The organism is Virgibacillus salinus (assembly GCF_900102415.1).
Lineage (GTDB): Bacteria > Bacillota > Bacilli > Bacillales > Amphibacillaceae > Lentibacillus > Lentibacillus subterraneus.
Genome location: NZ_FNKD01000001.1, coordinates 510,424 through 522,323, shown reverse-complemented (window position 1 = coordinate 522,323; position 11,900 = coordinate 510,424). Strand labels below are relative to the sequence as shown.

The window sequence follows — 11,900 nt, the reverse complement described above, 5'->3', positions numbered from 1 at the left end:
TTGGTTGGAGTGTTTGATCGCTCGAGTTTGAGGTGCTGTCGCTCGAGTTTGGCGTGTTGTCGCTCGACTTTGGCGTGTTGTCGCTCGAGTTTGATGTGTTGTCGCTCGAGTTTGGCTCTGGTTCGCTCGAGTTTGACGTGGTGTCGCTCGACTTTGGTGTGATGTCGCTCGACTTTGGTGTGATGTCGCTCGAGTTTGGCGTGTTGTCGCTCGAGTTTGGCGTGGTTTCGCTCGACTTTGGTGTGATGTCGCTCGAGTTTGGCGTGGTTTCGCTCGAGTTTGGCTCTGGCTCGCTCGAGTTTGACGTGTTGTCGCTCGACTTTGACTCCAGCTCGCTCGAGTTAAGACCCTTTTGAAGCAATAAAAATAGTCGCCCCCAGTCTGGAACGACTATTTTTAAAATTATAGTGATGTTTCTTGTTCGATTGCTGTTTTATCGTTAAAGGTTTTCAGGTTTAATTTTTTCATTATACGTGATGTTAAGGTACCTGAAAGCATCGAATCATTTACATTCAATGCGGTACGACCCATGTCGATTAGTGCTTCAATTGAAATTAATAGTCCGGCTAATGCGACCGGCAGACCCATTGATGATAGTACTATTAATGCGGCGAATGTTGCGCCACCACCTACACCTGCTACTCCAAATGAACTAATACCTATGATTAGCACTAATTGCGTGATAAATCCTGGTGTAAACGGATCGATTCCAACTGATGGTGCAATCATAACAGCTAACATGGCTGGGTAGATTCCTGCACAACCATTTTGCCCAATCGTAGCACCAAAGGATGCAGACATATTGGCAATCCCAGAATCAACACCAAGTGAGTTTCGTTGCGCTTGAATATTTAGCGGAATTGTCCCAGCACTTGAGCGTGAAGTAAATGCAAAGCCAAGTACTGGCAACACTTTTCTCAAGTATGTCATTGGATTCAAACCGAATACGCCTACCATAACAAGATGGATGATAAACATGACGGCTAATGCAACATATGAAGCAATAACAAACTTACCTAGCTCCATAATCCCAGCGACATCTGTGTTTGCTACTGTATTTGCCATTAATGCGAGTATACCAAATGGTGTTAACCGTAAAACCAGCGTTACAATTCGCATAACCACTGCATATATCGAGTTCATTATTTTCGTAAACATTTCTGCTTGTTCCGGATTTTTTCTTCGTAAACCGAGAACGGCGATCCCGATTATTATCGAGAATATTACAACTGCAATTACAGATGTAGATCGTTGTTGCGTCATATCCAGGAATATGTTTGACGGGATAAAGCTTAGAATTTTTTCAGGTGTAGATAGATCCTCTATATCACCTAATCTTGATTCCAGCATAGTTCCTCGATCGTTTTCTGCTTGACCTGCCTCAATTTCACTAGCATTTAAGTCAAATATTGCGGCACTTCCTATCCCTACAAGTGCTGCTATCATTGCGGTTCCCACTAAGATACCAATAATCCAACCTGCCATTTTCCCAAGTTCTGAACCTTTTTCCAAATTAATTATCGATTGAATAATTGAGACCATAACCAGAGGTACGACAATCATCATTAATAAGCTAATATATCCCCTGCCTACAATGTTATACCACTCGGTTGTCTGTGATAACACTTCCGACCCTGCACCGTATACAGCCTGTAGAATGGCACCTAATACGATACCAAGTCCCAAACCTGTGAACACACGTTTACTAAATGAAAAATGTTTCTTTTGCATGTAAATAAGTAGTCCAATGATTGCTGCTAATGCCGCGATATTCACTAAAATATATGCTAAGTCCACGATAATTCCTCCTTTATCCTTTTTGTGTTTATTGTTCTTTATGCTTGTAGCATCATTATATGATGGCGCATAGAAAAACGATACACATTAATATATATTATTCCCATCAAAATAGTATGTTTTAATACTATACAATTGTACGGAATAAATTGTCAAGAGATGAATTACTAGTGTTATCGAAACAAAAAAATAACAAGGCCACAAAATGCGACCTTGCTACGTTATATCTGCTTGTAATTCTATTTCAACATTTCCTTTTAGTGCACGTGAAATCATACAGCTTGTTTCTGCTTTTTCAACCAGCTTATGCAGTTTCTTATAATCCGTTTCCGCTGCATTTTCCTGTAGTGCAACTGTTGGCTTGTGGATGATTTTTTTATAAGTAATGATGCCATTTGTCACGTCAACAATGCCTTCTGATTCAAGTCCCATTTCCTTTAATGGAAGTTTGGTACGCTCAATCATAGCCGCTAATGTAATCAGATAGCACGTTGCAGCTGCACCTAACAGCATCTCGTCGGGGTTCGTACCTATTCCAGGACCATCCATTTCGGGTGGAATTGATACTTTCGTTTGTAGGTTCCCGGCTTCAATAGATCCTGTACTATTCCGTCCACCAGGCCAGTCTGCTTTTAATTGAAAATGATGCTCAGCCATCAAATCACCTCAAGTTTAAAGAATATAACTTATACCAGTTCCAACTATAACACCAATAATTACGATTAGCCACGCAGGTGTTTTCCAGAAATGGAGCAGCCCAAATAGGATTGCGGCAAGTCCGAAGTCAGCTCCGTTATTGATCGAACTCGTAAAAACTGGATCATAGAGTGCTGCAAGTAAAATTCCAACCACACTTGCATTGACACCAGTTAGGATCCCTTGAAAACTTGAACGTTTACGTAATTCACTTAAAAAAGGAAGTGCACCAACAATTAATAGGAATGACGGCAAAAAGATAGCAACCGTTGCAACAATAGCACCGGCAACCCCACTAATCATCGTTCCTAAATAACTTGCGAATGTAAATAAAGGTCCTGGAACCGCTTGAGCCATACCGTACCCTGCCAAGAATTCACTACTTGATAATAGGCCATTCGGAACGACTTCCTGCTCCAGCAATGGTAGTACAACATGACCCCCACCAAAAACGATAGCTCCAACACGGAAGAATGTATCAAATATAGAAAGATATATGTTTGAAGCAGTTTGCGAAAGAATTGGTAAAAAGATTAATAATAAAACTAAAACCGATATCGAAATAATACCTTGTTGTTTTGTAATTGAAACGGGAAAAGGCTGCACCTTTGAATCAGCATGTTTCGAAAAAAGAAAATAACCTAAAATTGCCGCACCAATAATCACTGAGATTTGTACAATTGCTGACGGAAATAACAGCATAACCATTGCTGCAATTAATGCCACCGCTATTCTCGGTTGATCTGGTGTTAACTTTTTACCGAGACCAATCACAGCATGGGCGACAACTGCGACCGCTACAATTTTCAAACTCCCAATCCAAGCAGCACCTTCCAATGAAAAAGTCTGATATAATAGCGCAAACATTACAAGCACAATAACAGATGGTATTGTAAATCCCAGCCACGAGACTACACCACCTAAGAAACCGCCACGCAGCATGCCGATTGCAATCCCTACTTGACTACTTGCAGGGCCAGGAAGAAATTGACATAAAGCAATTATATCTGCATAGGTTTTGTCATCAATCCATTTTCGTTTATCTATGTATTCTTCTTTAAAATAACCTAGGTGTGCGACCGGGCCACCGAACGAAGTAAGTCCAAGCTTTAACGATGCACCTAAAATTTCAATCAGTGAGCGTTTTTTCTTCATATCTGCCCCTCCAGCATTTATTTTCCTTATAAAATAACACATTTACTGGGAATAAGCGATAAAATTTACATAAATTTAACTAAAAAACTTGTCGCCAGGTCACTAATAGCAAAAGCCTTAATTGCACTTATGTAATAAGAAAGTATCTCATACTGTCTTAAGATCCAAAAATCCCCACTAAACTAATAGTGAGGATTTTCGCTTACTGCCGGTCCAGTATTTCTTTTAGAACGCGTGCCTGATTATATTGTTCATCTTTTGCCGCAAATAATAATGTCAGATTTTTGTTATACTGTTTTGTTAGTTCTTTTAGTTTTTGGAGTTCTTCCTGCTGGTCACCGTTCTTGAGTTCTTCTTTATATTTCTTTTTGAATGCATCATATTTATCAGGGTCATGTCCAAACCATTTACGCAATTCATTCGATGGTCCAACTTCCTTCATCCAATGATCCAGATGAGCATCCTCTTTTGACATACCCCGTGGCCAGACGCGATCTACCAACACGCGTACACCATCATTTTTTTCAACTTTTTCATAAATTCGCTTCATTTGTACAGGCATTGAAATACTCCTTTATGAATTTACTCCTTTTCCTCTACCTCTTTCTTACCTGACATAAACCAGCCGCTAGCTGCAATAGCAACTAACACTGCGTAGAAAATCAGTTTCCATATTGTAGAATGCGGGAAGTCGTGTGGAATCCAAGCAATGTCAGGATGTGCAAATACAATTAATGCTAGTTTCACACCTACCCAACCGACAATTACAAATGCGGCTATTTCAAGGCCAGGCCGTTTATTCAGTAATTCAACAAATACATTTGCAGCGAATCGCATAATGATCAGACCAATCATACCACCGGCAAGCACTACTGCAAACTGTCCACCGTCAAGACTACCTACGTTTGTCCAACCTGTTGGTGGTAAAGCAACTGCAAGTGCTACCGCTGCCAGAATAGAATCTACCGCAAATGCCAGGTCGGCAAATTCTACCTTTACAACTGTCATCCAGAAGCCACTGCCTTCTTCTTTCGGTTTCTTTTCTTCCTTTTTAGACCATAGCTTGTCATATAAATGCTTGATGGAAATGAATAGCAGGTATGCTGCGCCTAAAGCTTGTACTTGCCATACATCAACTAGAAACGAGATAATAAATAATGAGCCAAATCGTAAAACAAATGCCCCTGCAAGTCCGTAAAATAATGCTTTTTTACGTTTTTTGGGTGGTAAATGTTTCACCATTATTGCTAACACTAATGCATTATCCGCAGCCAAGAGACCCTCAAGACCGATTAATATTACTAATACCCATAAATACTCGATTAATAGCTGTATATCCAATTAAATCTCTCCTCAAAAAAATGGTCCTCACCAACAGGTAAGAACCAATTACAAAAGACCCTTACCCTGTTAATGGTAAAGGTCTCGCTAACAACGCACGTTGCCAATTAAGCCGGAGATACTATCTCGAAATGACGGCTATAATTGTCCAGCTACTCCCCTTTAGGAATATTATGTTACTTAAATTAAACCTTTTCCTTCGCTAAATGTCAACTATTAGATTCGTTATCTACTTTACCATTACATATATCGTTTCTTATACAATACCCTTTTTGGCAAAAAGTATTCTTAAATCTGATCTATTACTTCATCCATATGTGTCTTCAATGCAGCCAGGCGACCATCGCTTTCCTGTTTACTAGAACCGCATACACCAAAGTAACATTTAATTTTCGGTTCAGTTCCAGATGGTCGTAAACAGACCCAGCTATCTTTTTCTAGCTTATATTTGACCACGTTTTCTTGTGGCAGATCAATTTGTTCAATCGATTGCTCACTTCCTAATATTGTCCGCTCGCCAGAATCATAGTCCTCGATTTGCTGGACTTGTAAACCTGCTATTTCAGTAAGCGGCTCTTTTCGAATGGTTTTCATAATAGCAGCGATTTTTTCGGAACCCTCTTTTCCTTTAAATGTTAAAGAAGACATCCCTTCCAAGTAATACCCGTGTCTTTCATAGAGTTCATCTAACGCAGCATGCAGCGTTTTCCCTTGTTTTTTCCAAAAATAAGCCATTTCACTTGCGTGTACCGCTGCCTGGACAGCGTCTTTATCGCGTGCAAAACTACTTATCAAATAGCCGTAACTCTCTTCATAACCGAATACAAATGTTTCACCTGTTGCATCGAATTGGCGAATTTTTTCACCGATAAATTTAAACCCGGTTAATGTATCAATTGTCTTCACGCCATAATAATCTGCAATTTTCCGACCTAGCTCTGATGTCACAATTGTTTTTATCATACGGCCATTTGCCAGTAATGCCTGTTCACTATGTGACAGAATATAGTCCAATAATAATGACCCCAACTGGTTTCCAGTGAGAACATTATATTCTCCGGCATCATTTCTGACAGCAACCCCTAATCGGTCTGCATCAGGATCTGTACCGATTAGAATATCCGCACCCGATTGTTTCCCAAGCTCAATAGCCATACTAAATGCCTGGTGTTCCTCCGGGTTAGGTGACTCAACGGTTGAGAATTCCGGATCTGGTTCAGCTTGTGCTTTCACAACTTCCACCTGATTAAAGTTTAATTGCTGCAGACCTTTCATCACTAAATCATAAGCTGTTCCATGTAAGGGAGTGAATACGATTTGCAACTCTTTATCCTGGTTACGCTCATCCGCATTTAAATTGGAAATTTGCTCTAAGCATTCCAAATAAGCATTATCAATTTCACTGCCAATCCATGAAAGTAACTCTCTTTCCTTTAGCTCACTCTCTTCCATGTACGGAATAGTCAATTCATCATCTGCTTTTTGTATTGCAGCAGTGATGTCACTTGCTTCCTCAGGAGTAATTTGACCCCCATCCTCATTGTAAACTTTAAACCCATTATATTCAGGCGGGTTGTGACTAGCGGTGATCATTACTCCAGCGACTGCTCCGAGGTAGCGCACAGCAAATGACAGAACTGGTGTCGGGTGCAATGTATTAAATACATGCGCCTTTATGCCAAAATCACCAAGCACTTTCGCTGTTTCCAGTGCAAATTCTTTAGACATATACCTGGAGTCATAGGAGACAACTACACCTCGGTCTCTAACGTTCACACAATTTACTTTTAAGTAATTAACAAGTCCATTCACGGCTTTTCGAACTGTATAAATATTCATGCGGTTGATGCCAGGACCCAGTAACCCGCGCATACCACCAGTACCAAAAGTTAATTCTTTATAAAACGCATCTTCTAGCGATTTATTATCTTTAATATCTTCCAGTTCTTTTTTTAATGATGGTTCAAGATGCTGAAACGTTCTCCATTTTTCATATGCTGTTTTCCAATTATCCATAAGGTGTAATCCCCCTCTTCTAACGAATACATTTGCTCAAATTCTAGCATACTTTGTGCCCATATTCTATTTCTCTATGAAAGTTTACGTTTATTCGGATCCGCTTCAGGTGAAAATAGTGAAGTAAGCTTCCTATTATTGCCATAAACAGTTAGAATAGAGAATAATGAAATTTAAAAAGAAAGTTGTGATTATGGTGCTCGACAAACGTTGGTTTCAAATATTAACTATGTTTATACTTATCTTTCTATTAATCTTACTTATTTCTGTCACCGATTTTATTTTCGATCCTATCTTTAAATATATGGGCGCCGTAGCTGTACCTATTGTAGGCGCTGGTATCCTCTTTTATTTAACAAAACCTGTAATGCATTTTTTAGAGAAATACAAAATTAATCGTGTGTTTTCCATAATCATTGTATTTCTGCTCTTAATTTTACTTGGATTTTTAATTTCTACTTATATTGTACCAATTGCCCAAAAACAATTCTCAAATCTGATTGATAATATACCTAAAATGGTTTCTGGCGCTGAGGATATCATAACATACTGGCAGGCCAACCAAAATCTGATACCTCCAGAAGTGAATAACACCATTAATGATTTTATGTCAAACTTACAATCACACATTGAGTCTGCGATGTCATTTATATTTGGTTTTGTCGGTCAGCTAATTGGATTTGTTTTTGCATTAGTGCTTGTACCGTTCTTCTTGTTTTTCATGTTAAAAGATGGCGAAAGATTCGCACCATTTATGACGCAAATCTTTGAAAAGAAGAAGGCTGAAAACATTCGTGCGTTAATGCACAAAATCGATGACGCATTAACTTCTTACATTCAAGGTCAGTTAATTGTCAGCTTTTGTATTGGTGTTTTGCTATTTATAGGTTATTTAATAATTAACCTGGAATATGCGTTAACCTTGGCGTTATTTGGTATGATTATGTGCGTTATTCCATTTCTCGGACCATTTCTTGCTGTTATCCCGGCTATTATCGTTGGCTTTTTTCAGGACCCAATGGTGGCAGTATGGGTAGCAGTTGTAATGATTATTGCACAACAAATCGAAGGTAACTTTGTGTCACCAAATGTGATGGGACGTGCACTAAAACTGCATCCATTAACTGTTATCACCTTAATCCTAGCTGCTGGAAGCATTGCAGGTTTTCTGGGAATCCTTTTTGCAGTACCGTTCTATGCAGTAGTAAAAACCATCATTGTTCACTTTTATAAAACATATCAGGATTCAAAAGTTAATCAGGATGATGCATTAATTTAATTAGGATTGTTTATGTAAAAAGTAGCATGGAATAAACCCCTTGCTACTTTTTTTAGGCGGAGGATTACATGGAGACTCCTGCGGGAGGAAAGGCATCGGCGAGACCCGCAGTGCGCAGCACGAGGAGGCTCGCCAGCAGCCCGCAGAAAGCGAAATCTATTTCCGCGGGCGGTGTCAGAGCCTAGTGTTAAAATTATATACAATTGAGGAGCCTACTTCATAATAGCCTATCTTTTTATAAATACGGTTAGAAGTTGAATTGGCTAAATCCGTGTATAAACTGCAAAACTGAAAGCCATCTTCTAGCAGTTTTTCTGTTAATTTCGCTACAGCGGCAGTTGCATATCCATTTCTTTTCCATTCATCTGGGGTAAAGACTGCATTCAGTGTTGCACCATTCTTCGTTTTTCTTGACCGATTAACCATGGAAACAGGAATACCCTCTACCACCCAGAAATAAAGCGTCCGATTGTATATAAACGATTGAGCCATTTGATCAGCATCATCCTCAGAGATATTTTCACTTGCTGCTACACCAAATTGGATTAGCCAATTTTTAACGAGAGGACGGTCTTGGGGTTTAGCTTCACGCAACTGCCCTTCTATCTCTGGAAATGTATTCACTTGATCAAGCTGATATATTAATTGCCTCATTTTGATAGTTGCCTGTGTTTGCGTCAGGCTTTCCCATTCATTCCTAAAAGTTCCCGCTTCCTTAGTCGGACCCAATACTCCAGGAACACTTACTCTACTCTCACAAAGAAATGCTGCGACCTTACGAATAACATTATTATGTACATAGTCAATGTCAGCAAGTATCCAGTTATTCGTTGAAGTCTGCATAAATGCATATATTGGTTCGCCATCTACTTCGACTAAGCCTAAATGAAATCCTTTTTTATAGGAATCGCTATCATTGGTAAGCCGGTCCAGAATCCCGAGCATTAGATTATTTGATGCTTCTCTTTCCAGCAGCAGCGACTCAACATTATCTTTATAATTTTCAAGAGATGGTTCAAACTTCACATCCATATTAAGAGCCTCCTTTGATATAAATAATACTAATTTAATTTCTTGTTTTGTAAAGACCATTTCAGCTAAACTGATAATGGGGAGTGATATTCATGACTAAAAAAGAAATTGAAGCGGAAATCGCAGAATTGAAGTCAGACTATATCCGTATTCAAGGGGATCTTGAAAAAGCAACATCTTTCGGAGTAAATACTTCGAAGGGTGAAAAGCAACTGATTCAAATAGAGAAACAATTAGCTGAGTTTAATCGTAAGTTGGAAGAAATAAATTAAGCAAACAGGGCTGTCTACTGACAGCCCTGTTTTTTAGTTAATATTATTCGACATAAAACGGGAAGTGACAGGCACCACCACTACTACTTTCCGTTTCCGTCGCGTTGATTTTCGAGTCGTTCGCGTATTTTTTTGATTTCTTTTACTGGTGGGGTCAGACTGACTACTATATCTCCGTTTTCTGGTGTCACTCTCATTTCTTCTGAGTAAAACTTAATTTGACCAGATGGCTTAATGATATACAGGAGAATTGTCTCATCTTCTTTTTCCTCTAAATATTGTTTATATTTATATTGATCGGTAATTGCGGTCTGCCGAAATTTATAATGGCTTGAGATTTTATTCGTTAATTCCTCTTTTGATACATCCTCTTTAAACAGTATTCTTCCACCCACCTTATCAACAGTGCTGTTCACATCGCTATCAACCAGATTATAAGGACTGATTTTAAATACATTCGTGCGACCATATTCTGGTATAAACGTTGTACAAACAAGTGCATTATACGAGTGGAAATCAGTTGCTGCAATTAAGTAATCATAAGGGATTGTATCTAAATGATATTCCGTTTGCTCTGACAGCATTTCTCCATGATAAAATGCTATTCCCGCTTCACGGGCCAATCTTAACCGTTCCCATGATGAATCCACAATAAGGACTGGTGCTTTCTGTTCTTTAAGTGATTTAGCGAGATTTATCGTAAACTTATTACTACCCACAATTAACGTACCAGGCCTTCCCTCCATTGAAAGATGGAGCTTTCTGGCCGTCCAACGTATTGTGAACCCATGTGCTACAACGGTGAAAAATACTAATGCAAATGTGAGTGTCGTAATAAGGGACGCATCCTCATATCCTGCTCCACCCAAAATAGAAGCAAAATAACTAGAAACTGTCAGTGCAACAATTCCTCTTGGAGCAATCCAGCCGAGCAGTAATTTTTCATTTAATGATAAATCTGTGCCAATTGTTGATAGGAAAATTGATATTGGACGAACTACGAACATCATTAATATCACATATCCGATAATGTGTGGATCGAATACTTTCAGTAACGTTTCTACTTGTAATGAAGCGGTAAGCATAATAAAAATTGCGGAAATTAATAATATCGAAATGTTTTCCTTAAAGTGACGCATGTCTGCGACTGAACTTATTCCAATATTCGCCAGGGTCATACCCATAGCTGTTACAGCGAGTAATCCTGTCTCATGCATAACCTCATCAGCTAATGTAAAACTAAATATAACAACGATAAACACAGCCGGTGATTTTAAAAACTCCGGAATATTTCCCGTTTCGAACATCCAACCCATTCCACGGCCACATGCCCAACCTAATATTGCAGCAAATACAGATGCTGCGAAGAATAATAGCAGCGCTGAACCATCAGGATTAGTCGAAGTCAGAAAGGCAATAATTTCAAAGGCAAACACTGCGAGCAGTGCACCAATTGGATCAACAATAATGCCTTCCCATTTCAGGATTTTTGCAGGCCTTGGCTTCAGTTTTGACTGGCGCAGCAATGGCATAATAACAGTCGGACCTGTCACAATGAACAAACCGCCAATAACAAATGCAACAGCCCACGACAAGCCGGCAATATAATGAGCAGTCAACGACCCAAGAATCCAAGCAATAAATGCTCCGGCAGTTGAAATTCGAAATACCGGTCGTCCCAGTCCTCGAATTTCCTTGAAGCTCAAGTTCAAACTTCCCTCGAACAGGATAATTGCTACAGCTACAGAAATAATTGGTTTATATAAATCTCCAAAGTCTTGTTCAGGATTCATGAATCCAAATACTGGACCTACCAATAAGCCAGTAATGGACATTACTACAATTGCTGGCATTCGATAGCGCCATGCAACCCATTGAGACCCAATCCCTAAAAGACCTATAAGCATTATTTCAGAAAGTATAGATGCAACCATATCAGACCCCCTAACTTAGATTTTGCTTATGAAAGCTTACTTTGCTTTCGTAGAACCCCTTATACTTTGGAGTGCAAGCCTTAATATAGTTAAGCTTTAGTTGCACTTATGCAGTAAGAAAGTATTTATACTTTCTTAACTGCTAACAAAGTCAATAATAAGTTATTCTAAATGGGTAACGATTGAATGTAAACAATTTTAATTCGAGAGCTTGCGATATTACAATTCTCAACTTATACAAATTAGGTTTCACAGAAATGTAAGAACTCACTCATATAAAACATTGACAGTGGTTATCTACCTTGTTAGAATTATTTTGCTTTAAACTATTTTTCGAATTTTTCACCACAATATTTTTTTGATTATTACGTAATTTAA

Annotated in this window: 11 protein-coding genes; 3 read left to right on the top strand and 8 right to left on the bottom strand. The window is 38.9% G+C overall.

Annotated features, from left to right (window positions below):
• Positions 1-32: 32 nt before the first annotated feature.
• On the top strand, positions 33-356 hold the full coding sequence (locus BLS02_RS18695; protein WP_139180753.1) for a hypothetical protein: 324 nt from the start codon (positions 33-35) through the stop codon (positions 354-356).
• A 46-nt stretch (positions 357-402) separates the two neighbouring features.
• Here BLS02_RS18695 and BLS02_RS02605 read toward each other — a convergent pair whose 3' ends face one another.
• The 6 genes from BLS02_RS02605 to BLS02_RS02580 form a co-directional block, all read right to left on the bottom strand.
• Positions 403-1,797 (bottom strand): L-cystine transporter, encoded by a 1,395-nt coding sequence (locus tag BLS02_RS02605; protein ID WP_092491402.1) that lies wholly within the window; start codon positions 1,795-1,797, stop codon positions 403-405.
• 216 nt (positions 1,798-2,013) lie between these two features.
• Entirely contained in the window at positions 2,014-2,454 is a 441-nt protein-coding gene (locus tag BLS02_RS02600) for an OsmC family protein (RefSeq protein WP_092491401.1), read from the bottom strand.
• Positions 2,455-2,469: 15 nt separating this feature from the next.
• Positions 2,470-3,648 carry a chromate efflux transporter gene (gene chrA, locus BLS02_RS02595; RefSeq protein ID WP_092491400.1) on the bottom strand — a complete coding sequence of 393 codons (1,179 nt, stop codon included), beginning with the start codon at positions 3,646-3,648 and terminating at the stop codon, positions 2,470-2,472.
• Positions 3,649-3,850: 202 nt separating this feature from the next.
• Positions 3,851-4,210, bottom strand: a complete 360-nt coding sequence (locus tag BLS02_RS02590; protein ID WP_092491399.1) for a DUF488 domain-containing protein — start codon at positions 4,208-4,210, stop codon at positions 3,851-3,853.
• Positions 4,211-4,230: 20 nt separating this feature from the next.
• Positions 4,231-4,989, bottom strand: a complete 759-nt coding sequence (locus BLS02_RS02585; RefSeq protein WP_092491398.1) for a TerC family protein — start codon at positions 4,987-4,989, stop codon at positions 4,231-4,233.
• A gap of 288 nt (positions 4,990-5,277) precedes the next feature.
• The gene (locus BLS02_RS02580) at positions 5,278-7,005 is read right to left on the bottom strand and encodes a phospho-sugar mutase (protein WP_092491397.1); all 1,728 of its coding nucleotides are present in this window, start codon (positions 7,003-7,005) and stop codon (positions 5,278-5,280) included.
• A 166-nt stretch (positions 7,006-7,171) separates the two neighbouring features.
• Here BLS02_RS02580 and BLS02_RS02575 point away from each other — a divergent pair, with 166 nt between their 5' ends.
• Positions 7,172-8,284 (top strand): AI-2E family transporter, encoded by a 1,113-nt coding sequence (locus tag BLS02_RS02575; RefSeq protein WP_254788708.1) that lies wholly within the window; start codon positions 7,172-7,174, stop codon positions 8,282-8,284.
• A gap of 174 nt (positions 8,285-8,458) precedes the next feature.
• Here BLS02_RS02575 and BLS02_RS02570 read toward each other — a convergent pair whose 3' ends face one another.
• Positions 8,459-9,316 carry a GNAT family N-acetyltransferase gene (locus BLS02_RS02570; protein WP_175559424.1) on the bottom strand — a complete coding sequence of 286 codons (858 nt, stop codon included), beginning with the start codon at positions 9,314-9,316 and terminating at the stop codon, positions 8,459-8,461.
• 92 nt (positions 9,317-9,408) lie between these two features.
• Between BLS02_RS02570 and BLS02_RS02565 the strand changes: the two genes are divergently transcribed.
• The gene (locus BLS02_RS02565) at positions 9,409-9,588 is read left to right on the top strand and encodes an SE1832 family protein (protein WP_092491395.1); all 180 of its coding nucleotides are present in this window, start codon (positions 9,409-9,411) and stop codon (positions 9,586-9,588) included.
• 83 nt (positions 9,589-9,671) lie between these two features.
• On the opposite strand, the gene BLS02_RS02560 is transcribed toward BLS02_RS02565, so the two are convergent.
• Complete coding sequence (locus tag BLS02_RS02560; RefSeq protein ID WP_092491394.1) at positions 9,672-11,522, bottom strand: cation:proton antiporter; 1,851 nt, start codon at positions 11,520-11,522, stop codon at positions 9,672-9,674.
• Positions 11,523-11,900: the final 378 nt, after the last annotated feature.